Origin of the sequence: Rhizobium sp. BK316 (assembly GCF_014193695.1) — a bacterium.
Taxonomy (GTDB): domain Bacteria; phylum Pseudomonadota; class Alphaproteobacteria; order Rhizobiales; family Rhizobiaceae; genus Rhizobium.
In genome coordinates this window covers 325,257-348,648 of the sequence record NZ_JACHZR010000005.1, presented here as the reverse complement: position 1 = coordinate 348,648, position 23,392 = coordinate 325,257, and the positions used below count along the sequence as shown (strand labels likewise).

Here is a 23,392-nt window from a genome sequence, read left to right as displayed (position 1 = left end):
TTTTGCTGGAATTGCTTCAGGCTGCTTCGGCCTTCAGACCCAGAAGCGCTGCGCCGATCAGACCGGGTTCGATGCGGCATTCACTGCGCACCACCAGCGGCCGATCGAATTTCCGCAGGATACGGGCACGCACTGCCTGATCGAGTTCGGCGAGAAGCGGTTCGACATTCGATAGGCCGCCGCCGACTGGCACGATCGTTGCGCCCGTTATGTTGACAGCGAGCGCCAGCGGCGAAGCGACGAGATCCACATAGACGTCGATGGTGCGGTTGGCCTTTTCCTCGCCTTTGCGCCAGTTGGTGACGATTTCTTCGCTGGAGAGGTCGAGATCGTGCAGCGTCTTGTGCAGGCGTTCCAGGCCGCGTGCGCCGCCGACGGTATCGACGCAGCCTTTCTGGCCGCAGCCGCAGGCATAAGCGGGAATGGCGACCGGCGGAGTGCCTGCCTGCGACGCGATAATCGGGCCGTGGCCCCATTCTCCCGCAAATCCGCCTGACGCATTGATGAGGCGACCATCGGAGACGATGCCGCCGCCGACGCCGGTGCCGAGGATGGCGCCGAAGACGATGCGGTGGCCGCGGCCGGCGCCGAGCTCGGCTTCCGCCATGGCGAAGCAATCGGCATCATTGGCGATCAGCACGGGCAGGCCGAGCGTAGCCTCCAGATCGGCAGCGAGATTGCGGCCGTGGATGCAGGGTATGTTGGCGACGATCAGGCGCTGCGTGTCCGGGTCGACGACGCCGGCAATCGAGAGCGCAATGCGGGAGGGTTGTTCGCCGGCCTCGGTGATAAAGCTCTTCAGCGTTTTGACGAAAGCCGGGAAATCGTCCTTCGGCGTCGGGCGGCGGCCGAGCGGTACGATGTCGGATTCTGAACGCGCAATTCCGCCCTTGATGGCGGAGCCACCGATATCGAATGAAATGATCATCTGGTGTCTGCCGATTGTCTGTGTCGGCGTCTGCTCGCACTCTTGGCGGGGAATTACAAGGATTATTCGATAAATGAACTAAGTTACTGGCATGCGCGCACCGAAATTTTCATCCGTCAGGGTCATGCTATTGGCATATTGCACGGGCAAGCTTTTCATTATTCACCTGCCGATGCCGGATTCATGACCATCGAAAATACCGAAGCCAATAGAACGACCACTCGCAGGCCGCGCCCAAAAGGCCGGCGGCTTTCCTCCATCCTGCGACAGATGGCGGCGGATCGAAGCCGTGAACGAGTGTCGATCGGAGATCTGTTCCAGACGATGGGCGACCGGGCGATCGGCGCATTGATGCTGATCTTCGCATTGCCGAACGCCTTTCCAACACCGCCCGGCACCTCCTCGCTGCTCGGCGCTCCCCTGGTATTCCTCGCTGCGCAGCTCACCTTCGGCTTGAAGCCGTGGTTGCCGAAGGCAATTGCGGCGCGCTCCATGCGACGGGAGGATTTCGAGACGATCGTTGGGCGCATCCATCCCTGGCTCGCCTGGGCGGAACGCATGCTGCAGCCGCGGCTCAGCATTTTCGTGGAGCCGCCTGCGGAATATCTGGCGGGCTTCTGCTGCCTGGTGCTGGCGATCGTTCTCGTGCTGCCGGTGCCGCTCGGCAATATCCTGCCGGCGATTGCGATTTCCGTCTTTGCCTTTGCAATTCTCGGCCGGGACGGGCTGTTTTCGCTCCTTGGCTTCGTCATGACGGCGGTTTCCGTCACTGTTGCCGGTGGGGTGATCTACGGTCTCTTCAAGGCTGCCATCTACATCGTCATGCAGTGGTTCGGATAAAGAACTGGCTGCTCACTTTTTCAACGCCCTCGACATTTGCCCGATTTTTGGTTTGATCTGGCGCCAGACAGACTCAAAGAAATCAATGGCGGCGATAGATGGTGAAGAGATCGGAGACCTCCGGACGGCTGGATGACGCGGCGCGCGCCGGTTGGCTCTATTATGTTGCCGGCCGTACGCAGGATGAAATCGCGTCCGCCATGGGCATTTCGCGCCAGTCGGCACAGCGGCTTGTCTCGCTCGCCGTGGCCGAGCGGCTGATCAAGGTACGGCTCGACCATCCGATTGCCGCCTGCCTCGAACTCGGTAATCAGCTGCGCAAGAAATTCGGTCTTAAGCACGTCGAGGTCGTTCCGAGCGATCCAGGCTCATCATCGACGACGGTCGGCATTGCGGAGGCGGCAGCTTCCGAGATCGAGCGCTGGCTGAAGCGCCCCGATCCGATCGTGCTCGCGGTCGGCACCGGGCGAACGCTGAAGGCGGCCGTCGACCAGTTGCCGGCGATCGAATGTCCCAATCACCGCATCGTTTCGCTGACGGGCAATATCGCCCCGGACGGTTCGGCCGCCTATTACAACGTCATCTTCAGCATGGCCGATGCCGTGAAGGCGCGGCACTATCCGATGCCGCTGCCGGTTCTCGTCACCTCGGCGGAGGAGCGCGAGCTTCTGCATGGCCAGCAGCTCGTGCGCTCGACGCTGGCGATCAGCGCACAGGCGGATGTGACCTTCGTCGGTATCGGCGAGCTCGGGATCGACGGCCCGCTCTGCGTCGACGGTTTCCTCGAGAAGGACGAGATGATGGAACTGATGCGCGGCGGCGCGGCGGGCGAGATTTGCGGCTGGATATTCGACGCCGACGGCAAGCTGCTCGACAACCCGATCAACGAGCGTGTCGCATCGGCTCCGATCCCGCCGCGCGATTCGTCTGTCGTCATCGGGATTGCCAAGGGCAAGCGCAAGTTCAAGGCGATCAGGGCGGCCATCAGCGGCCATCAGGTGAACGGTTTGATCACGGACGAAGAGACCGCTGAGTTTTTGCTCAATAACTGAGCAAAAATATTACCTTTCTGAATCAATGCTATAGCTCGATTGTTCGGCATCGCAGCAACGATTGCCAATTGACAAATTTTCTCCGCTGATGAGTAATTGCCCATGAGCAAAGCGAATGCTCACTACTCATCTTCTGGGAGGAAGATATGACATTGAGAACTTTCCTGCTGGGCGCCTGCTCGGCAATGGCGTTTGCCGGCATGGCTTCGGCCGAGACGCTGACAATCGCGACCGTGAACAACGGCGACATGATCCGGATGCAGAAGCTGACGGATGACTTCAAGGCGAAAAATCCCGGCATCGACCTTGAATGGGTAACCCTCGAAGAAAACGTACTGCGCCAGAAGGTCACGACCGACATCGCGACCAAGGGTGGCCAGTATGACGTGCTCACGATCGGCACCTATGAAGTTCCGATCTGGGCAAAGCAGGGCTGGCTGCTGCCGCTCGACAATCTCGGCGACAGCTACGACGTGAATGACCTGCTGCCGGCTATCCGCAGCGGCATCAGCCAGGACGGCAAGCTCTATGCAGCTCCGTTCTACGGCGAAAGCTCCATGGTCATGTACCGCAAGGACCTGTTCGACGCCGCCGGCCTGAAGATGCCCGACGCGCCGACCTGGGACTTCATCGCAGACGCTGCGAAGAAGATCACCAACAAGGACAAGGAAATCTACGGCATCTGCCTGCGCGGCAAGGCCGGCTGGGGCGAAAACATGGCCTTCCTGACGGCGATGTCGAACTCTTTCGGCGCTCGCTGGTTCGATGAAGAGTGGAAGCCGCAGTTCGATCAGCCCGAGTGGAAGGACACGCTGACCTTCTACGTCAACCTGATGAAGGAAGCCGGCCCTCCGGGTGCTTCTTCCAACGGCTTCAACGAAAATCTGGCGCTCTTCCAGACCGGCAAGTGCGGCATGTGGATCGACGCAACGGTTGCTGCTTCCTTCGTGGCCGATCCGAAGCAGTCGCAGGTTGCCGACAAGGTCGGCTTTGCGCTGGCTCCGGACAAGGGCCTCGGCAAGCGCGGCAACTGGCTCTGGGCTTGGAACCTCGCCATTCCGGCAGGCTCGCAGAAGTCTGAAGCCGCCGAGAAGTTCATCGCCTGGGCAACCAGCAAGGACTACACCAATCTCGTCGCCGAAAAGGAAGGCTGGCTGAACGCACCTCCCGGCACCCGCACTTCGCTCTATGCGAATGCCGACTACCAGAAGGCCGCTCCGTTTGCGAAGATGACGCTCGACAGCATCAACTCCGCCGACCCGACCAAGCCGACTGTCAAGCCGGTTCCCTATGTCGGCGTCCAGTTCGTGGCGATCCCGGAATTCCAGGGCATCGGCACGGCTGTCGGCCAGCAGTTCTCCGCAGCTCTTGCCGGCCAGATCTCGGTCGACCAGGCCCTGCAGAGCGCGCAGCAGCTGACCACCCGCGAAATGACCAAGGCGGGCTATATCAAGTAAAACCTCCTGAGCATGTACGGAATGCTTGACATTCCGCACCTCCGGGCCGCCGATCATCCGAACTGTATCGGCGGCCGCTTTTTCCAAAGCTGTTTCGCAGCCATTTCCGCTTCAGATCAGACCGGTGATTGCTATGGCAACGTTCCACACTCGCTCCGCAGCACGCCTGATGATAGCACCGTCCGTGGTGCTGCTCTTCGCGTGGATGATCGTCCCGCTGGCGATGACGATTTACTTCTCCCTGCTGAATTACAATCTGCTCAGCCCGGGCATGGAGAGTTTCGTCGGTCTCTTAAACTACCAATACTTCCTCACCGATCCGGCCTTCTTCGCAGCGCTCATCAATACGCTGGTGCTGGTCGCCGGTGTGCTTCTGATCACCGTCGTCGGCGGTATCCTCTTTGCGCTGCTGCTCGACCAGGACATTTACGGTCAGGGAATCGTGCGTATCCTGGTCATCGCGCCTTTCTTCGTCATGCCGACGGTGGCAGCGCTTGTCTGGAAGAACATGTTCATGAATCCGGTCAACGGCCTCTTCGCCTATATGGCAAAGGCTGTCGGCCTGCAGCCGATCGACTGGCTGGCAAGCGTCCCGCTGTTTTCGATCATTCTGATCGTCGCCTGGCAATGGCTTCCCTTCACCACGCTCATCCTGCTCACGGCGCTGCAGTCGCTCGATGAAGAGCAGAAGGAAGCCGCCGAGATGGACGGCGCCGGAGCGATCTCGAAATTTATCTATATCATCCTGCCGCACATGGCCCGCGCCATCACGGTAGTGATCCTCATCCAGACGATCTTCCTGCTGTCGGTCTTTGCCGAAATCCTCGTCACCACCAATGGCGGCCCGGGCACGCAGAGCACGAACCTCACCTATCTCGTCTATGTACAGGCGCTGCTGCAGTTCGATATCGGCGGGGCTTCGGCGGGCGGTATCGTGGCGGTCGTGCTTGCCAATATCGTTGCGATCTTCCTCGTGCGCCTCGTCGGCAAGAATCTGGAGGCTTGAGATGGCTAGAAAGGTTACTACCCAACGTAAAGTCATCATGACCGCGATCGCCTGGACGCTCGCCATCCTGATCTTCTTCCCGATCCTCTGGACTTTCCTGACGAGCTTCAAGTCGGAGGCAGATGCGATCGCCTCGCCGCCGCAGTTCCTGTTCTTCCACTGGACGACGGAGAACTACGCGGAGGTGCAGAGCCGCTCCAACTATCTCAGCCACTTCATGAATTCGGTGGTGATCTCCTTCGGCTCGACGCTGATCGGCCTCATCATCGCAATTCCCGCCGCCTGGGCCATGGCCTTTGCGCCGACTAAGCGGACCAAAGATGTGCTGATGTGGATGCTGTCGACGAAGATGATGCCGCCGGTCGGCGCGCTCATCCCGATCTACCTGATGTTTCGCAATTCGGGCCTGCTCGATACGCGCACCGGTCTGGTGATCGCGCTGACACTGATCAACCTGCCGATCATCGTCTGGATGCTCTACACCTACTTCAAGGAAATTCCCGGCGAGATCCTTGAAGCCGCCCGCATGGATGGTGCATCGCTCGCCAAGGAAATCATCTATGTGCTGACGCCGATGGCGGTGCCGGGCATCGCCTCGACGCTGCTGCTCAACATCATCCTCGCCTGGAACGAAGCCTTCTGGACGCTGAACCTCACGGCCTCCAAGGCAGCGCCGCTGACGGCCTTCATCGCCTCCTATTCGAGCCCGGAAGGCCTGTTCTACGCCAAGCTTTCGGCGGCTTCGACCATGGCGATCGCGCCGATCCTCATCCTCGGCTGGTTCAGCCAGAAACAACTTGTCCGCGGCCTGACTTTCGGCGCGGTGAAATAAGATCATAGGGAGAGAAACATGGGCAGCATTACCCTTCAAAAGGTTTCGAAGGTCTTCGGCGAAGCCAAGGTCATCCCTTCGATCGATCTCGATATCAGGGACGGCGAATTCGTCGTCTTCGTCGGCCCCTCCGGCTGCGGCAAGTCCACGCTTCTACGCCTGATCGCCGGTCTCGAAGATGTCTCCGGCGGCAAGATCGTCATCGACGGCAAGGATGCGACCGAGAAGGCGCCGTCCGAGCGAGGGCTGGCGATGGTCTTCCAGTCCTACGCGCTCTATCCACATATGAGCGTGCGCAACAACATCGCCTTCCCGCTGAAGATGGCGGGCATGGACAAGGCAGAGATCGACCGCAAGGTGAACGATGCGGCGCGCGTGCTGAACCTCGGCGACTATCTGGACCGCAAGCCGCGCCAGCTTTCGGGCGGTCAGCGTCAGCGTGTCGCCATCGGCCGTGCGATCGTGCGCCAACCTTCGGCCTTCCTCTTCGACGAGCCGCTGTCGAACCTTGATGCGGCGCTGCGCGTCAACATGCGCATCGAAATCAGCGAGCTGCACCAGCAGCTCAAGACGACGATGGTCTATGTCACCCACGACCAGGTGGAAGCCATGACCATGGCCGACAAGATCGTGGTTCTGAACAGGGGCAATATCGAGCAGGTCGGTTCGCCGCTGGAGCTATACCGCAGCCCGCGAAACCTCTTCGTTGCAGGCTTCATCGGCTCGCCCAAGATGAATTTCATCAAGGGGCAGAATGCTGCGCAGCTCAATGCGCACACGATCGGCATCCGTCCAGAACATGTGCTGCTGTCGACCGAGAGCGGCGACTGGAAGGGCAGGGTCATGGTGGCCGAACATCTCGGCTCCGATACGTTCCTGCATGTCGATGTCGAGGGTATCGGGATGGTGACGGCGCGCAGCAACGGCGACTTTGCGTCCAAGGCCGGTGATACTGTCTACCTGACGCCGGACAAGATACGCATCCATAAATTCAACGAGAGCGGTCTCGCCATCTGAGGCAGCCGCCGGCTGGGGGCAGACATGCGGACCGGGCGGCTTCGTCCGGCCCGCGCTACCGGGAGGACGAAAGCCCTTTCGCAAGACCTTCAAGAGGACTGAAACATGACGTGGAAACTATCGCTGGCAACGCTCGCCGAGGCAGCAAAGACTGCAGCCATTCCGGCCTATGAGCGGGCGTCGCTGAAAGCCGGCATCGTGCACTTCGGCGTCGGTAACTTCCATCGCGCGCATCAAGCGATTTATCTCGACGATCTCTTCAATGCCGGCAGCGATCACAACTGGGCTATCATCGGTGCGGGCGTCCTGCCCTCGGATGCGGCCATGCGCGAGAAGCTTGCGGCGCAGGATTTCCTGACGACCGTCGTCGAGCAGGACAACAACAAGACGTCGGCGCGCGTGACCGCGCCGATGATCGATATCCTGCCGGTCGGCGAACCTGATGTCATCATTGCCAAGCTGGCCGATCCCGAGATCCGTATCGTCTCGATGACGATCACCGAAGGCGGCTACTTCATCGATGCCTCGGGCAAGTTCAATCCGGCGCATCCGGCGATTGCCGCCGACGGGCAGAACCCCTCTGCGCCGAAGACGGTCTTCGGTCTGATCGTTGCCGGCCTGAAGGCGCGCAAAGACAAGGGCGTCGAGCCCTTCACCGTCATGTCCTGCGACAACATTCCCCATAATGGCGTCATCACCGCAAATGCTGTCGTCGGAACGGCCAAGCTTTCCGATCCTGCCTTTGCCGACTGGATCAAGGCCAACGTCTCCTTCCCGAACGGCATGGTGGACCGCATCACGCCGGCGACCAGCCAGCGCGAGATCGATTTCCTCAAGCAGACTTTCGATATCGAGGACAACTGGCCGGTCTATTGCGAAGAATTCAAGCAGTGGGTGCTGGAGGACAAGTTCCCGATGGGGCGCCCGGCGCTCGAAAAGGTCGGCGTCACCTTCGTACCCGATGTCACGCCCTATGAGCATATGAAGATCCGCATCCTCAACGGCGGCCATGCGGCGATCGCCTATCCGGCGGCGCTGATGGACATTCATTTCGTGCATGAGGCAATGGAGAACGATCTGATCCGCGCCTTCCTCGCCAAGCTGGAAAACGAGGAAATCATCCCGATCGTACCGCCGGTGCCGGATACGTCGCTTGCCGATTATTTCAAGCTGATCGAACGCCGTTTCCTCAACCCGAAGATCGCCGACACGATCCCGCGGCTGGCACAGGATGGCTCCAACCGTCAGCCGAAATTCATCCTGCCCTCGACGCTCGACAACCTGCGCCAAGGTAGGGATGTCGTCGGCCTCGCGCTCGTCTCTGCGCTCTGGTGCCGCTACTTCTTCGGCAAGAGCGACAGCGGCAAGGACATCGTCTTCAACGATGTCAGCGCCGACCGTCTGCACGAGGCGGCGGTAAAGGCCAAGGACGATCCCGCGGCCTTCCTCGTCTTCGACGATATTTTCGGCGAGGTGGCGAAATCCGAGCTTTTCCGCAAGCGTTTCGCCCATGCGCTCAAAACCCTGTGGGAAAAAGGCACGAAGGAAACCTTGCAGCTCTATCTCGACGGCAAGCTCGCAGTGTAAGAAATCCCGGTGGCGGTGTTTCTGCCGCCATCCCGGCCTTGCGGACAAAGCAGGACGGTTGCGTCCGAACTGAACTCAGGTTGGGTCTTCCATGTCTGATGCTGAACCACGGCTGGTCATTTTCGATTGCGACGGTGTGCTCGTCGACAGTGAGCCGATTTCGATCAGCGTTCTCGTCAGGGCGATGGCCGACCTCGGCGTGACGATCACCGAGGACGAGGCCTATGAGCGTTTCCTCGGTCGCAGCCTTGCAACCCTGATCGACATATTGGAAACGGAGTTCAATGTGCATGCCAACGAGGCGTTTCTCGAAGGCATCCGCACCAATCTCTACGCCCGCTTCCGCACCGAGCTGAAACCCATGGCGGGCATTGGCGAAACGATCGATGCGCTTGGTGTTCCCTGCTGTGTAGCTTCGTCGAGCCAGGTCGAGCGGATCAGGCTGTCGCTTTCAGTCACCGGGCTCCTACCGAAGCTGCCGAATATCTTCAGCGCCAGCATGGTCAAGCGCGGCAAACCGGCGCCCGATCTGTTCCTCTACGCGGCCAGCAAAATGCAAGTCGAGCCGCGCGACTGCATCGTCATCGAGGACAGTCCGGCCGGTATTGCCGCAGCAAAAGCGGCGGGCATGACGGTCTTCGCCTTCACCGGCGGCTCGCATGCCAACTTCGCCGGATACCGGGAAGAACTCGACCGTCTTTCACCGGAAGTGGTGTTTGACGCCATGCCGGAATTGATACACCTTGTCCGCAAACAAAAGCGGGACGGGACTCAGCATTGATGCGTGATCATGTGGTTGCGGTGGACATCGGCACGGGTAGCGCACGCGCCGGTGTCTTTGACGCGCATGGCCACCTGCTTGCCAAGGCTGAACATCCTATTGTCATGAATCGGCCGCGCGAGAACCATGCCGAGCATGATTCCGAGGATATCTGGGCGGCCGTCTGCATTGCGGTGCGCACCGCGATGGGCCAGTCCTGCATTGAAGCGGCCGCTATTGGCGCGATCGGTTTCGACGCCACTTGTTCGCTTGTGGTGCGTGACACCGAGGGCAGGCAGATCAGCGTTTCCACCGGCGGTGAGACGCGTTTCGACACCATCGTCTGGCTCGATCATCGGGCACTGAAGGAAGCCGATTTCTGTACGGCGACGAAGCATGAGGTGCTGGAACATTCCGGCAATGTCATGTCGCCGGAAATGGAAATGCCGAAGCTGATGTGGCTGAAGAAGAAGCTGCCGGCGACCTGGGAGAAGGCCGGCCATTTCTTCGATCTCGCTGACTTCCTGACCTGGAAGGCCACCGGTTCGCTTGCGCGCTCCCGCTGCACGCTGACAGCCAAGTGGAACTATCTGGCTCACAAGGAAAAGGGCTGGCGGCAGGATTTCCTGCAGCAGATCGGTCTTGAGGATCTGCTGGCACGCGGCCATCTGCCGGATGAGACGGCAGCCGTCGGCGAGAGCATCGGTAAGTTGACGCCGCAGGCTGCCGAAGCATTGGGCCTGACCACCGATTGCCATGTCTCGACCGCAATGATCGATGCCTATGCCGGCGCGCTCGGCACGCTCAGCGGCTATGCCGGCGATCCGGCAAAGCTCGAGCATCAGCTTGCGCTGATTGCCGGGACATCGAGCTGCGTTGTCGCCTTTTCCCGCGAGCGAAAGCCGAGCCAGGGAATGTGGGGGCCGTATTACGAGGCGGTCTTTCCGCAATCATGGCTCGTCGAGGCTGGCCAATCGGCGGCCGGTGCGCTGCTCGATCATATCGTGCGCATGCATGCGGCCGGCGGTGAGCCGACCACGGTGCTGCATCAGAGGATCGTCGCCCGCATCGCTGAACTCAGGGCAGAGGAGGGTGACGCGCTCGGTGCGCGGATCTTCGTCCTTCCCGATTTTCACGGTAACCGGTCGCCGCTGGCCGATCCGCATGCCGTCGGCGTCGTCAGCGGGCTGACGCTCGATACGTCCTTCGACGGGCTCTGCGCGCTCTATTGGCGGACCGCAGTCGGAATTGCGCTCGGCATACGTCATATCCTCGAAAAGATGAGAGATCACGGCTACGTGCCGAATACGCTGCATGTGGCCGGCGGGCATGTGAAGAACCCCGTTTTGATGGAACTCTATTCGGATGTGACGGGCTGCAAGGTCATCGTGCCTGGCATGAACGAGGCGGTACTGCTCGGCACCGCGATCGCTGCATCGGTTGCCTGCGGCTTACACAGAGATTTGGCGGCGGCGGGCAAAGCCATGTATCCGGGCGGCGTTGAACGGCTTCCCGACAGGAGCAGGCAGGCGTTTTACGACCGCGATTATCGCCGCTTTCTTGCCATGTATCGTCACCGGGCAGAGCTGGAAGCCGTGGAATAGAGCCTTTGCTGGTTAGATTGAAGCAAAGGCTCAGCGGTTTGTCGCCTCGCCGAGGATCGTTGCATATTCCACCATGCGTCGGCGACGCTGGCTCGCCTCCTCGCCGGCATTCAATATAACCGCCTCGGACAGACAATCGAGCAAGGCGATCAGCGGCGGCAGGTTATCCGCGTCGGGCGCGCGGGCAGGCGGCAGAGGCAGGACGATGTTCGCCTGTTCGGGCAGCCAGTCCGCATGCTGGGCGGAAATCAAGATCACCTTGTAGCCGTAGCGCCGGGCAGTCCGCGCAAGCAGCCGCGACCTGGTGAAGCGCCGGCAATCGATGATGACGAGCACGGCATCGTCGACGAAGGAACGGGCGAAAAGCTCCGTGAAGCGGCTTCCCGCGCCGTCGATCGCACGCACGCCGTCGCGAGCCTGGGTCAGTCGCTGGCAGAAATGATTGGAGAAGCCGGCAAGTCTGGCATGGGTGGCGACGAAGACCTCTTTGGCGGCGCCGATCATTGCGACGGCTTCGGCCCAATGCGGCTGCGCAGTCAGATGATAGATGTGATGCAGCGCCTGTATCTGTTCGGCCACGAGAACGGCGAGTGCCTTGCCCTCCGATGCATCCGTCTGCAATTCCGTCATCGCGCTCTGGAATTGGACGGGAGAGGTCGTTGCCGTTTCGCGGATCTCCACCTTGACGCTGTCCAGGCCCTGATAGCCGAGTGCACGAAGGAAACGGCCAACCGTCATGGGCGAAAGATCAAGCCGGTCGGCAACCGACGCGGCGGTTTCGAACGGCAGGTCGTTCAAGTGTTCCGTGAAATATTTCGCGATGCGTCGTTCGGCAGGCGTGCCGGACTTGGCGTATTGCCTAAGCTTCTCTACAAAATCTTCCACGTCGCAGCCTCCCCCATTTCCTCAGAGGCTTTCCGTGGATTCATGCAGTGCCGAATCCTTGTTTCTTAATATTGTCCGGAAGCTCTTCTTATGGCCCACACGTATTTCGAACACTATGAACTATATATTAGCACATAATTTTCGACAAGTTTTCTATTCATGCATGTAATTTTCAACTGACTTGCCGGAAGGACGCAGGTTTCCTACATGACGCTGCGTAACGGAGACGCCAGAGAAATGATCCTTGAGGCCGCTCGCCTTTCACTTGCCAACCTGTTTGCGCCAGGGACCCGGTCGGCTTTCTGGAAAGTTCTGGGACTGACGGTGCTGGTGCTGATCGGCTTATGGTTTGCGCTGCGCGGTCTGTTCATCAATTTCGCCTTTCCCTGGGTGGCCGGGTTCTTTCCCGAGATGCCTGATTGGGCCGGCTGGCTCAGCTTCGTTTTCCTTGTCGCCGCCGGTATCGGCCTTGCGCTCGGTCTGGCGCTGCTGCTTTCGCCGGTCACCGCTCTGATAGCCGGCCTCTTTCTCGACGACGTCGCGGAAGTAATCGAAAAGCGGGATTATCCGCAGGAGGCGCCGGGCAAGGCCATGCCGCTCGGTCCTGCAATGGCAAGCTCGCTCAAATTTCTCGGCGTGGTCATCGTCGGCAATATCATCGCGCTCTTCCTGCTCTTCATTCCCGGCATCAATCTCGTGGCCTTCTTCCTGGTGAACGGCTACCTGCTCGGGCGGGAATTCTTCGAGTTCGCGGCCATGCGCTTCCGTTCGCCGCCGGAGGCGCGGCTGTTTCGCGCCAAGCATGGTCCAACCGTCTTTCTCGGCGGTCTGGTGATCGCACTTTTCCTGGCGATCCCGATCGTCAACCTGCTCACACCGCTCTTTGCTGCCGGCATGATGGTGCATCTGCATAAGCTGATCTCGGCGCGCGATCCCGGTTTCCGCGCTTAACCAGGCAGCGCTGCCGCGTCATACATGACAGCGTATTCGGCGCTCGGCGGGATCGGCTTGATGATGTCGATCAGCACGCCGTTCGGGTCGGCGGTAATGAAATGGCGCTGGCCGAAAGCCTCGTCGCGAATCTCGCGCAGGATCGGCAGGTCGGCCGCCGTGCAGGCAGCGTAGATCGCGTCCACATCCTCTACCTCGAAATTCAGCAGAAGCCCGGAGACCTTGCCGCGGCCCGCAGCCGGAATGGTTTCGTGGCTGCCATCGAGCACGGCGAGCGTCACATGCTCATCCTCTGTCGATTGCAGATGAATGTACCAGTCGCTTTCGAACAGCCGCTGGAAACGGAAATGGCGGCAATAGAAGGCAGCCGTGCCGGCAACGTCATCCGTCATGATGACAGGATAGTAGCTCGTCGATTTCATCGCTTTCCCTCCTTCGGATCTTTACGTGCAGTCTGTATGTTTTTGTAATTAACATACATTCAGATTGTATGTAAAGAAGAGTCATGAGTCGCAGCAATCGTGAGAGAACCGAGCAGACCAGACAGGCCCTGATGGATGCCGCGCGCCGGCTTTTCGTCGAGAAGGGATATGCGGCGACGGCGACGCCTGACATTGTCGCGGCAGCCGGCGTCACGCGCGGGGCTCTCTACCATCACTTTGAAGACAAGAAGGCGCTCTTCCGGGCGGTGATCGCAAGAGAGGCGGCTGATGTCGCCGAAGAGATAGAGAAGCGCGCAAAGCCGGAAACCGAACCGCGTGCGGCACTGCTTGCAGGTGCCGCAGCCTATTTCGATGCGATGGCGGTGGCAGGGCGGACACGGCTGCTTCTGCTCGAGGCGCCGGCGGTGATTGGCCTGCCTGCGGCCACGCAGATCGATGTCGAGACTACAGAAGCGACATTGCGGGCAGGGCTCGAAGCCTGTCTGCCGCAGGCCAGCACACTGCTCGGGCCATTGACGGCTCTGCTGTCAGCCGGCTTCGACCGCGCAGCAATCGCCATCGAAGCGGGCGGCAGGCGTGAAGAATATGAGAGGGCGATTGTTGCCCTACTCGACGGCCTCGCCGATCACCTGCGGAGGTAGTTCGACCAGCGGTGCCGGGATATCGCAGCTCTTTTCCGGCGATTTGCAGATGTCGGCGATCACGCAGCGTTCGCATTCCGGGCGGCGGGCCTTGCAGGTATAGCGGCCATGCAGGATCAGCCAGTGATGAGCGTGATAGAGGTAGTGCTTCGGCACGACCTTCATCAGCCGCTCTTCCACCTCGTCGGGTGTTTTGCCCGGCGCGAGCTTGATACGGTTGGCAATGCGGAAGATGTGGGTGTCGACGGCCATCGTTGCCTGGCCGAAAGCCATTGACAGTACGACATTGGCGGTCTTTCGGCCGACGCCCGGCAGGCGAACCAGCTCCTCGCGCGTCTCCGGCACCTTGCCGCCGAACTCGTCGACCAGCATCTGCGAGAGCGCAATGACGTTCTTCGCCTTGTTGCGATAAAGTCCGATCGTCCTGATGTAGTCACGGACCTTCTCCTCGCCGAGATCGAGCATTTTCTGCGGCGTATCGGCGACCTTGAAGAGCGCGCGCGTCGCCTTGTTGACGCCGGCATCGGTCGCCTGGGCGGAGAGTGCCACTGCCACGACGAGGGTGAAGGGATTGGTGTGTTCCAGTTCGCCCCGTGGCTCCGGACGCTGAATGGAGAAGCGGCGGAAGATCTCCTCGCGTTCGGCGAGCGAATAGGCGGTCTTCACCGCCGCCGGCTTGCGGTTGACGATCACATTCGAGTCTTGCGACGGTTTGGTAACGGATTTGAGTTTCGGATTCGCCATGGAAAATCTATACTCGGCGGCCATGATGGAAAGCAACGCCGACAGCCGCAACGATCAGCCGGTTTTCGCAGCCGAACTCTTTCCCTACCGTTCGCTCGGGCGGAAGGGCTTCAAGGTGTTGCTCGGCATGTCCGGCGCGATCTGCTTCATCTACGGCATGTTCTTCATCGTGACCGGCGCCTGGCCGATCGGCTTCTTCTTCGGCCTGGATTTCCTGCTGCTTTATGGTGCCTTCTGGCTGAGCTACCGGTCCGGTAGGGTGCGGGAAGAGGTGACGGTTTCACGCACCGATGTTGCGGTGCGCAAGTTCTCCCCCTCGGGCCGCATGATCGAGCATCACTTCAATCCGTTCTGGACGCGCTTTCTCGTGCGCCGACATCAGGAGATCGGCATTCTCTCCATGCATATTTTCGGGGAGGGCAAACGCACCGATGTCGGCTCCTTTCTCAATCCTGACGATCGCGAGAGCTTCGCCAAGGCCTTCAAGGGCGCATTGGCAACGGTAAGACAGCGTATTTGAGAATCGGGGCGCAAGAAACGGGTGGTTTAGCTGCTCGCCCTTGATTATCTCCTTTGTAAAGGAGAAAGACGATGAACATGATCGCGAAGCTCGACACAGATATCACTCCTGATGGCCCTGATTACGATATCGTCCGTCAAGTCATCGAACTCATCAGCGAGGAATATCGCGACCAGCCGTCGCTTGAAGCGATTGCCGCTCGGCTGAACCAGTCGCCGACGCAGCTCCAGAAGACATTCACCCGCTGGGCCGGCCTGTCGCCGAAAGCCTTCCTGCAGGCCGTGACGCTCGACCACGCCAAGCGGCTGCTGCGCAGGGAAGAAATGCCGCTGCTCGAAACTTCGATCGAGGTCGGTCTCTCAGGCCCGAGCCGCCTGCACGACCTGTTCGTCACGCATGAGGCAATGTCTCCGGGCGAATGGAAGGCGAAGGGCGGTGGGCTGACGATCCGTTACGGGTTCCACGCTTGCCCATTCGGGACGGCGCTCGTCATGGTTACGGACCGCGGCCTCGCAGGTCTCGCTTTCAGCGATTCCGGCGATGAAAAGGCCTGTCTCGAGGATATGACCTGCCGCTGGCCGAACGCTGATTATGTCGAGGACCGCCAAGCGACAGCACCCTATGCCGAGCGTATCTTCCAGCCGGGCCGCTGGACATCGGACCAGCCGTTGAGGGTCGTCCTGATCGGCACGGATTTCCAGGTCAGCGTCTGGCAGAGCCTCTTGAAAATCCCCTTCGGCAAGGCTGTGACCTATAGCGATATCGCCAAGGATATCGGTCGACCGACTGCCATGCGCGCGGTCGGTGCGGCGGTCGGGGCCAACCCGATTTCCTTCGTCGTGCCCTGCCACCGCGCACTCGGCAAGAACGGGGCATTGACTGGATACCATTGGGGTCTCACCCGCAAGCGGGCGATGCTCGGCTGGGAATCGGCGCACGCCTGACCGACGCGATAGGCCGAGGCCGTTCAGGCGGCTTCGGCGAGTTCCAGCAGCGCTTTTGCCGCACTCTCATCTGTTATCAGCGTGTTGCAGCCGACCCGCTTGATCGTCGCGCGGATCGCGACGGCGCGGTGTGCGCCGCCGGAAGACAGCACGATGTGCTTCGCCTTCTTCAGCGTATCGAGATCCACCGACATGACCCGCTCATTGATCGAATGGTCGACGGAATTGCCGTCCTTGTCCAGAAAGTTGAACATGGTGTCACAGACGCAGCCGGCATCTATCAACTGCTGCAACTCGGCCTTCGAAATCCAGCCCTCGGAGAGCGAGGTCGAATGCGGGCCGATATCGCCGCAGCTGACGATCGCGAGATCAAGGTTTTCCGCCAGCTGATAGATCGTATCGAGCCCGCATTTTTCGACAAGGTTGCGCTTGGTCTCGGTCGAATCGACGAGCAGTGGGGCGAGGAACATGTAGCACTCGGCGCCAAGCTGGTTTGCCAACCGCCAAGTGTAGTCGATCGGGTTCGTCTGGTGGACAGCGACGATGCCGCCGAGCAGGGAGACAATCTTGCAATTGTCCCGGCGCGGCGGGCGAAAGCTCGCGAGCGAGGCGGTCATGGTGCGACCCCAGCCGACGCCGATCGTGTAATCGTCCGGAATGGCCTCCGACAGGAACTGGCCGAGCGCCAGACCGACATTCTTTGCCAGGGAATTGACGTCGCAATTGGCGGGCTGCGGCACGACGATAGCCTCGTCCAGCCCGTAAGCCCGCTCAAGCTTGACCGACAGCTCGACACAGTCCCCGATGGAATCGTTAATCCAGATCTGCACTTCGCTGCGTTTCATCGCCTCGTCGAGCAGGCGGATGACGGTAGTGCGGCTGATGCCGAGCTGTTCGGCGACATCCTTCTGGGTCAGGCCCTCGTTATAGTAGAGCCATGCGGCCCTCAGCCTGAGCGACGAGGCTTCGGAATAGGCAGTGTGCGTGCCGCGTTTCAGCTTGACCACATCTCCTCCCGCGCCGATTTCGCCCTAGATCTTTGCCATCAATAGCATAAGGTTGCGATATCGGCTTTGTTCCCGCGATAATGCCGGGTGTGACACTTATGTCAATTGAAATGCACAAATGTCCTTGACTTTTCGTTGCGAGAGCGGCGATAGTCATGGCCGACAACGTCGTTCTTGTCCGTCCGAGGAGGACAATGTGCGGGCATGCGGAAAGTCACGACCGACCTTTCAGCCGCAGGCGGCATCGCTTGTGATGCGCTTGTCATTTTGCGGCGCCTGGAACACCGCCCTTGGGAACACCGCCAGTGTCTCTCACGTTTATGAATCATCCGTGACGGACGCGCGACTATTCGCCTGCTACATGCAAACCATCTGTCCTTAGATCACCTCTTTGCCGGGCGGAACTCGCGCCGGTCCGCAGCCCAAGTTCAAAAAGGATTTAGACCATGACATCCAAGCTTGACCAACTCCGCGAGATCACAACCGTCGTCGCCGACACCGGCGACATTCAGGCTGTCGCTCGCCTGAAGCCGGTCGATTGCACGACCAATCCGTCCATCGTTCTCAAGGCGCTTGGCACCGAAATGTTCGCCAACGACATGAAGGAAGCGATCGCCTGGGGCAAGAAACTCGGCGGTGATGCGGATGCTGCGGCTGCAGCCGTTGCCGATCGCCTTGCCATCTCTGTTGGCGCAGCACTCGTAAAGCTCGTTCCCGGCCGCGTTTCGACGGAAGTCGATGCCGACCTCTCCTTCGATATGGAAGCCTCACTTAACAAGGCACGCAGCATCATCGCCTCCTACAAGGAGCGCGGCATCGAGAGGGATCGCATCCTCATCAAGCTCGCTTCCACCTGGGAAGGCATTCGCGCCGCCGAAATCCTGCAGAAGGAGGGCATCGACTGCAATCTGACGCTGCTCTTCTCTAAAGCCCAGGCAATCGCCTGCGCTGACGCCGGCGTGTTCCTGATCTCACCCTTCGTCGGCCGCATCCTTGACTGGTACAAGAAGTCGACGGGCAAGGATTTCACTGCCGAGGAAGATCCGGGCGTTCTGTCCGTTCGCGACATCTACAACTACTACAAGGCCAACGGCATCAAGACGGTCGTCATGGGCGCCTCTTTCCGCAACACCGGCGAAATCGAAGCGCTGGCCGGTTGCGATCGCCTGACGATTGCTCCGAACCTGCTCGACGAACTGTCGAACGACCAGGGCAAGCTCGAGCGCAAGCTGTCGCCGGAAACGATCAAGCCGGCTCCGAAGGTTACGGTCGACGAAAAGACCTTCCGCTGGATGATGAACGAAGATGCGATGGCGACCGAAAAGCTCGCCGAAGGTATCAGGGCGTTCGCAAAGGATCTGGGCACGCTGCGCAGCCAGGTCCGCAAGGAACTGCAGCTCGCCGCCGCTTAAGGCCGAGCAAGCCGCACTTTGATGAAAGGCGCGGGTGCCGCTGGCATCTGCGCCTTTTTCATGTTGATATCAAAGACATGGAGGCCGGAGGATTGCAGTGGCTGACGGGGATGACGGAAATTCGCTGGTCTCGCTTGCCTACAAGCATGCAAGCTTCATCCTTTCGGTGCTCGGCGGTTTCATAGTCTTTCTACTGCTGACCTCCCGGGAGGTCAGCGCCAGCAATATCCTGTTCGGCTGGAATGCTTCGGCGATCGTCTTCATCGGGCTGAGCTGGCGCAAGATGCTTCGGGCCACCATCCAGAGCATCCGCAAGCGATCTGCGGACCTCGATTTTTCCGACACGTTCCTGCTCTTTCTGTCGATCGCGGCGGCCCTTGCCAGTATTGCCGGCATCGGCATCGAGCTTCATTCGATCAAGGACGCGCCGGCCAATATCGCGCTCTGGCGTGCGGCCGCGGCGATCCTGACGATCATGATCTCCTGGTTTTTCCTGCATACGCTCTTCACGATCCATTATGCGCATTATTTCTATGGCGGGCCGAACAAGGGCGACGGACTGAAATTCCCCGACGGTATCGAAGAGCCCGCCTATTGGGACTTCCTCTATTTCTCCTTCACGATCGGCGTGGCGGCGCAGACGGCCGATGTGGCCGTCACCTCGACAGCGATGCGCAAGCTGACCCTGCTGCATGCGCTTCTATCGTTTCTTTTCAACACCACCATTCTCGCGCTTGCGATCAATGTCGGCGCAAGCCTGCTTTAGAGTCTTGCGGCGCTCCTAAATAGCGTTTCGAACTCGGCAAGATCGCCCGAGGCGACATCCGAAATCGCCCACAACATCAGTCCGCCATCCGACCATACCATATTGTAGTCGTCATGGGCTCTGGTCGTTTGTGTCGATGATGTCGCAGGCCAGATGGACAGGTTGATGATGTGGCCATGGCGCCGGTAGACCGAGGGCCGCAACGGGCGTGGCCGCCGATATAATCGACACGGCCGCCGACCAACGGGAAGCCGTCCTTGGCGAGATCGCTGACAGGCGGCGAGAAATCGATCTTGCCGTTGAACCAGGGTTTTACGGTATGCTGATCCGAAGTCAGCACGTCCGTCAGTGGAGGATATGATGGAAAACGCTTCAAGCCGGCCCCGTCTGGCCGACCTCATTCTTCTTCTGGGTAGGCTTCTGCTATCCCTGATCTTCCTGCATGAGGGAGCGTCTCTCATCGCAGACATCACCGCGACCCTTGCCACTTTCGAAAAGCTTGGCTTGCCGGCACTGGTGACCTTTGGCGTGATTGCCCTGCAACTCGGCGCCGGCCTCTCGATCGCCACTGGTTTCCTCAGTCGGCTCGGCGCGGTTGCCCTGGGGCTGTTCTGCCTCGCGACGGCTTTTCTGTTCCACACCAATCTCGCAAGCCAGAACGAGTTGCTGCATTTCGAGAAGGATCTTGCAATTGCCGGCGGCATGTTCGTGCTGGCGGTTTCCGGTGCAGGATCGGTGTCGATCGACAGTCTCGTGAAACGGCGGGTGAAAGGAGTGCATCCGTGGCTCAGGGCGGTGCTCTAACGAACTTGTCTTGAAGCCGCCGGCAAGCCAGCCATCCGGAATAACCTGCTGGCTAGAAGATCGCCTGCCCGGCCATCAGCGCCAGGATGAGGAAGATCAGGAAGACGACGAGGAATATGCCGAAGAGTACGCGGGCGATCGTCGCTGTTGCCGCGGAAATGCCGGAGAAGCCGAAAAAGCCGGCGACGATCGAAATGACCAGAAATATCAGAGCCCATTTCAGCATGGATATCTTCCTCCGTGATTTTTGGAGGAAGACGCATCGAAGCGGATTTTGTTCCAAATCGTTTAAAATGGAACGTCGTTCCTCGGCTGGATCGGCCTTGCCGTCATCATTTATGTGGCGCTCGACATGATCTGGGAAGGCGGGTGCGAACTACTTGCGCTCTATAAGCCCTAGACTTTCAGGCTTGAGAGCAGCGAGATGAGTTGAGACTGGCGCTGCGTGCCAGTCTTGGCGAGAACCTTTTTCACGTAGCCGCGCGTCGTCTCATAGGTCAGTCCGCATATTTCGGCGATCTGACGCGGTGACGAACCATCCATGAGCAGGCGCGCGACCGTCGTTTCCTGAGGGGTGAGTGCGAACAGCTGTCGCAGCAGATCGCGGCTTGGGCTCGTACGCTCGGAAAGATCCGTGATGATGGCGACAGCGGCGGAATGCGAGAAGAGTTCGGCCGGCACGCCGTTCAGCCGTTGGGCGCGGATGACGAGCGGTGTCTTTCCCGGGCGGGAAAACAGAACGGGCGTGGAAACGACAGGATTGACGAAAGACTCCTTCGAAAGGATTGCCTGCAGGTGGCGTCGCAGGACACTGGTCTCTTCCTGGCTGATGCCAACGAGTTCCCGATCCAGGATACGGATATTTCCGTCGAGCAGTTTCTCCGCCCGCTGATTCAGCCGGGTGATACGCCCAGCCCGGTCGAAGAAGATGACTGCGGTACCGGCGAGCTCGAAGGCTTCGCTCATGCTGTCGATCCTGGCGACATGCAGCGCGCGGATGATTTCGGCCGCAGCGGTCAGCCTCGACTGCATTTTTATGAGCAATCGCGCATCGTCGCGATCGAAAGGCTGGTCTTCGATCCGGCGCTGCAGATTGAGGCTCAGCATCGTATCGCCGGCGGTAAAGCCCACCATGGCGGAATAGCGAAAGCCGAAGCGGGCCAGAAACTCCGTATAGAAGCTCTGATTCTTGAATTCTTCCTCGCTGGCGATGTCGTGTTCGATGACGACACCTTTGGTCATCGCAACCGCCAGACCGCGCTCACGGAAATCGCGCTTGTACCATTCTTCGGAAAAATAGACCTGGAAGGCCTCCAGCAAATTCGGCGTGCTCAGGAAGCCGGCGGGAAATTTTCCCCGAACCGGCATGATATGCGTTCCCACGGAACCAGTCGCCTGACTGATCTGCTCCAGCGTGCGCTCCCAGCCATCAGGTATAAGTGCGGATTCCAGTAATCTGTCCAGGGCTTTTTCAAGCTCGGAGATATCGATGGGCGTCGCCATGGGTAAGTAATGCCTGACCGATTTCTTTGATCCGACGAAGAATCATATTTATCGCGGCTTGCCATATACGGTGAAGCAGCAATTCCACGTTCGAAAAACAGCATTTGCAGTTGTATTATGACAAAGTGACAAAAGTCACTGATGGCGGTAGTGACTTTTGCAGCGGAACAGGAGGCTCTTGTTCAACTATCCGTGATTGATCATCACGTGACGGACAGCTGTGTAATCTTCCAGAGCGTAGACGGACATATCCTTGCCGTAGCCTGACTGCTTCAAACCGCCATGCGGCATCTCGTTGACCAGCATGAAATGGGTATTGATCCAAGTACAGCCATATTGAAGGCGGGCGGCGGTCTTCATGCCGCGGCCGATATCCTTGGTCCAGACGGAAGAGGCAAGGCCGTAATCGCTGTCATTCGCCCAGGTTACTGCATCCTCGACATTGGTGAAGCGGGTGACCGAGACGACAGGGCCGAAAACTTCGCGGCGGACGATCTCATCCTCCTGCGTTGCGCCCGCAACGACTGTCGGCGCGAAGAAGAAGCCCTTATCGCCAGAGACCTTGCCGCCGGTGGTGATGTCCATGTGCTTATGTTCAGAGGCTCGGGTAACGAAGCTTTCGACACGATCGCGCTGGCGCTTGGAAATCAGCGGGCCGATTTCGTTTTCGGTGTCGTCGGTCTGGTTGAAGCGGATGCTGGATACGGCAGAGGTCAGGTCGGCGACGAAATTGTCGTAGACCCTGGCGTCGGCATAGATGCGGCAGGCGGCTGTGCAGTCCTGGCCGGCATTGTAATAGCCGAAGGTGCGGATGCCGGCGACGACGGCATCGATATCGGCGTCGTCGAAGATAATGACCGGCGCCTTGCCGCCAAGTTCCAGATGGGTACGCTTGACGGTCTTGGCGGCAGCCTGCAGCACCTTCTTGCCGGTCGCAATATCGCCTGTAATCGACACCATATCGATTTTCGGATGGTTGATCAGCGCGTTGCCGACACTCTCGCCGCGGCCGAGGATGACGTTGACTACGCCCTCGGGGAGAATGTCAGAGAGGAGCTTTGCCATCTTGAGTGCTGTCAGCGGCGTCTGTTCGGACGGCTTGAAAACGACCGTATTGCCGCCGGCGATGGCAGGCGCCAGCTTCCAGGCCATCATCATCAGCGGATAGTTCCATGGCGCGATCGAGCCGACGATGCCGATCGGGTCGCGGCGGATCATCGAGGTATGACCGGGAAGATATTCGCCTGCGACCGGTCCATGCAGATTGCGCACCGCACCGGCAAAGAAGCGGTAGCAATCGACGATGGCTGGGATTTCGTCATTCAGCACGGCATTGATCGGTTTGCCGCAGTTCAGCGCCTCCAGCGTGGCAAAGCCCTTTGCATCCCTTTCAATGGTGTCGGCGATCTTCAGGAGATAGGTGGAGCGTTCGGATGGGGTCGTCTGTGCCCAGGTGACAAAGGCCTTTTCGGCGGCATCGACGGCGGCATCGATCTGACCGAGCGAAGCTTCGGCGAGGTTCAGCACCGTCTCGCCGGTCTTCGGGTTCAGGATGTGCTCTTCCGTTTCCGTGCCGGTCTCGAAGCGGGAACCGATCAGCATTTGCGTGTCCATGGGCGTTCTCCTTGTTCGTTGGTGGAGCGAGATGGGGGCAGGAAAGCGTTTGACACTTTCCGATCCCACTCCGGG

General features: G+C 59.7%; 24 protein-coding genes and 1 pseudogene. 16 read left to right on the top strand and 9 right to left on the bottom strand.

All coding sequences use genetic code 11. The annotated features are described in order from the left end of the window. Positions 1 to 16: 16 nt before the first annotated feature. Positions 17 to 928 (bottom strand): ROK family protein, encoded by a 912-nt coding sequence (locus FHT87_RS24860; protein WP_183735408.1) that lies wholly within the window; start codon positions 926 to 928, stop codon positions 17 to 19. 261 nt (positions 929 to 1,189) lie between these two features. Here FHT87_RS24860 and FHT87_RS24855 point away from each other — a divergent pair, with 261 nt between their 5' ends. The 9 genes from FHT87_RS24855 to FHT87_RS24815 all read left to right on the top strand — a co-directional run bounded on the left by FHT87_RS24855 (position 1,190) and on the right by FHT87_RS24815 (position 11,083). Continuing rightward, positions 1,190 to 1,768: an exopolysaccharide biosynthesis protein gene (locus tag FHT87_RS24855; RefSeq protein WP_183735473.1), complete on the top strand. Its 579-nt coding sequence runs from the start codon at positions 1,190 to 1,192 to the stop codon at positions 1,766 to 1,768. Between the two features lie 98 nt (positions 1,769 to 1,866). Beyond that, positions 1,867 to 2,820, top strand: a complete 954-nt coding sequence (locus tag FHT87_RS24850; protein WP_183735407.1) for a sugar-binding transcriptional regulator — start codon at positions 1,867 to 1,869, stop codon at positions 2,818 to 2,820. Positions 2,821 to 2,966: 146 nt separating this feature from the next. Next, positions 2,967 to 4,277 (top strand): sugar ABC transporter substrate-binding protein, encoded by a 1,311-nt coding sequence (locus tag FHT87_RS24845; RefSeq protein ID WP_183735406.1) that lies wholly within the window; start codon positions 2,967 to 2,969, stop codon positions 4,275 to 4,277. A gap of 133 nt (positions 4,278 to 4,410) precedes the next feature. Further along, on the top strand, positions 4,411 to 5,283 hold the full coding sequence (locus tag FHT87_RS24840; RefSeq protein ID WP_183735405.1) for a sugar ABC transporter permease: 873 nt from the start codon (positions 4,411 to 4,413) through the stop codon (positions 5,281 to 5,283). 1 nt (position 5,284) lies between these two features. After that, positions 5,285 to 6,115, top strand: coding sequence for a carbohydrate ABC transporter permease (locus FHT87_RS24835; RefSeq protein WP_183735404.1), 831 nt, complete (start codon positions 5,285 to 5,287; stop codon positions 6,113 to 6,115). Positions 6,116 to 6,133: 18 nt separating this feature from the next. Next, complete coding sequence (locus tag FHT87_RS24830) at positions 6,134 to 7,132, top strand: ABC transporter ATP-binding protein (RefSeq protein WP_183805357.1); 999 nt, start codon at positions 6,134 to 6,136, stop codon at positions 7,130 to 7,132. A 105-nt stretch (positions 7,133 to 7,237) separates the two neighbouring features. Beyond that, positions 7,238 to 8,719 (top strand): mannitol dehydrogenase family protein, encoded by a 1,482-nt coding sequence (locus FHT87_RS24825; protein ID WP_183735402.1) that lies wholly within the window; start codon positions 7,238 to 7,240, stop codon positions 8,717 to 8,719. Positions 8,720 to 8,810: 91 nt separating this feature from the next. Beyond that, on the top strand, positions 8,811 to 9,500 hold the full coding sequence (locus FHT87_RS24820) for an HAD family hydrolase (RefSeq protein WP_183735401.1): 690 nt from the start codon (positions 8,811 to 8,813) through the stop codon (positions 9,498 to 9,500). Next, positions 9,500 to 11,083, top strand: coding sequence for an FGGY-family carbohydrate kinase (locus FHT87_RS24815; protein ID WP_183805355.1), 1,584 nt, complete (start codon positions 9,500 to 9,502; stop codon positions 11,081 to 11,083). The genes FHT87_RS24820 and FHT87_RS24815 overlap by 1 nt, the downstream gene beginning before the upstream one ends. A gap of 30 nt (positions 11,084 to 11,113) precedes the next feature. Here the strand turns inward: FHT87_RS24815 and FHT87_RS24810 are convergent, their stop codons facing one another. Next, complete coding sequence (locus FHT87_RS24810) at positions 11,114 to 11,968, bottom strand: MurR/RpiR family transcriptional regulator (RefSeq protein WP_183805353.1); 855 nt, start codon at positions 11,966 to 11,968, stop codon at positions 11,114 to 11,116. Between the two features lie 237 nt (positions 11,969 to 12,205). On the opposite strand from FHT87_RS24810, the gene FHT87_RS24805 reads away from it, so the two are divergent. Then, on the top strand, positions 12,206 to 12,919 hold the full coding sequence (locus FHT87_RS24805) for a sulfate transporter family protein (protein WP_183805423.1): 714 nt from the start codon (positions 12,206 to 12,208) through the stop codon (positions 12,917 to 12,919). Here the strand turns inward: FHT87_RS24805 and FHT87_RS24800 are convergent. Further along, positions 12,916 to 13,341, bottom strand: coding sequence for a VOC family protein (locus tag FHT87_RS24800; protein ID WP_183735398.1), 426 nt, complete (start codon positions 13,339 to 13,341; stop codon positions 12,916 to 12,918). The two genes, FHT87_RS24805 and FHT87_RS24800, sit on opposite strands and share 4 nt — an antisense overlap. Before the next feature lie 83 nt (positions 13,342 to 13,424). Here FHT87_RS24800 and FHT87_RS24795 point away from each other — a divergent pair, with 83 nt between their 5' ends. Beyond that, a complete protein-coding gene (locus tag FHT87_RS24795; RefSeq protein ID WP_183735397.1) occupies positions 13,425 to 14,003 on the top strand; it encodes a TetR family transcriptional regulator in 579 nt (192 codons plus the stop codon). Here the strand turns inward: FHT87_RS24795 and nth are convergent. Next, complete coding sequence (gene nth / locus FHT87_RS24790; RefSeq protein WP_183735396.1) at positions 13,968 to 14,771, bottom strand: endonuclease III; 804 nt, start codon at positions 14,769 to 14,771, stop codon at positions 13,968 to 13,970. The genes FHT87_RS24795 and nth overlap by 36 nt on opposite strands. Between nth and FHT87_RS24785 the strand changes: the two genes are divergently transcribed. Further along, positions 14,770 to 15,267 (top strand): DUF2244 domain-containing protein, encoded by a 498-nt coding sequence (locus FHT87_RS24785; protein WP_183805421.1) that lies wholly within the window; start codon positions 14,770 to 14,772, stop codon positions 15,265 to 15,267. The two genes, nth and FHT87_RS24785, sit on opposite strands and share 2 nt — an antisense overlap. 71 nt (positions 15,268 to 15,338) lie before the next feature. Beyond that, positions 15,339 to 16,211 (top strand): bifunctional helix-turn-helix domain-containing protein/methylated-DNA--[protein]-cysteine S-methyltransferase, encoded by an 873-nt coding sequence (locus tag FHT87_RS24780; protein ID WP_183735395.1) that lies wholly within the window; start codon positions 15,339 to 15,341, stop codon positions 16,209 to 16,211. A gap of 23 nt (positions 16,212 to 16,234) precedes the next feature. Here FHT87_RS24780 and FHT87_RS24775 read toward each other — a convergent pair whose 3' ends face one another. Further along, positions 16,235 to 17,218, bottom strand: coding sequence for a sugar-binding transcriptional regulator (locus FHT87_RS24775; RefSeq protein ID WP_183735394.1), 984 nt, complete (start codon positions 17,216 to 17,218; stop codon positions 16,235 to 16,237). A 446-nt stretch (positions 17,219 to 17,664) separates the two neighbouring features. Between FHT87_RS24775 and tal the strand changes: the two genes are divergently transcribed. Further along, positions 17,665 to 18,630, top strand: coding sequence for a transaldolase (gene tal / locus FHT87_RS24770; protein ID WP_183805351.1), 966 nt, complete (start codon positions 17,665 to 17,667; stop codon positions 18,628 to 18,630). Positions 18,631 to 18,727: 97 nt separating this feature from the next. Beyond that, positions 18,728 to 19,396 (top strand): DUF1345 domain-containing protein, encoded by a 669-nt coding sequence (locus FHT87_RS24765; RefSeq protein WP_183735392.1) that lies wholly within the window; start codon positions 18,728 to 18,730, stop codon positions 19,394 to 19,396. Here the strand turns inward: FHT87_RS24765 and FHT87_RS31295 are convergent. Continuing rightward, positions 19,393 to 19,745, bottom strand: a pseudogene (locus FHT87_RS31295) (anti-sigma factor); the annotation flags it as partial. The gene FHT87_RS24765 and the pseudogene FHT87_RS31295 sit on opposite strands and share 4 nt — an antisense overlap. An 8-nt stretch (positions 19,746 to 19,753) precedes the next feature. Between FHT87_RS31295 and FHT87_RS24760 the strand changes: the two are divergent. Further along, positions 19,754 to 20,200, top strand: a complete 447-nt coding sequence (locus FHT87_RS24760; protein WP_183805349.1) for a DoxX family protein — start codon at positions 19,754 to 19,756, stop codon at positions 20,198 to 20,200. A 52-nt stretch (positions 20,201 to 20,252) separates the two neighbouring features. Here FHT87_RS24760 and FHT87_RS24755 read toward each other — a convergent pair whose 3' ends face one another. The 3 genes from FHT87_RS24755 to FHT87_RS24745 form a co-directional block, all read right to left on the bottom strand. Continuing rightward, on the bottom strand, positions 20,253 to 20,426 hold the full coding sequence (locus tag FHT87_RS24755; protein WP_007817547.1) for a DUF1328 domain-containing protein: 174 nt from the start codon (positions 20,424 to 20,426) through the stop codon (positions 20,253 to 20,255). 170 nt (positions 20,427 to 20,596) lie between these two features. Then, the gene (locus FHT87_RS24750) at positions 20,597 to 21,703 is read right to left on the bottom strand and encodes a LuxR C-terminal-related transcriptional regulator (protein ID WP_183805347.1); all 1,107 of its coding nucleotides are present in this window, start codon (positions 21,701 to 21,703) and stop codon (positions 20,597 to 20,599) included. Positions 21,704 to 21,889: 186 nt separating this feature from the next. Next, the gene (locus tag FHT87_RS24745; RefSeq protein WP_183805345.1) at positions 21,890 to 23,317 is read right to left on the bottom strand and encodes a gamma-aminobutyraldehyde dehydrogenase; all 1,428 of its coding nucleotides are present in this window, start codon (positions 23,315 to 23,317) and stop codon (positions 21,890 to 21,892) included. Positions 23,318 to 23,392 lie beyond the last annotated feature (75 nt).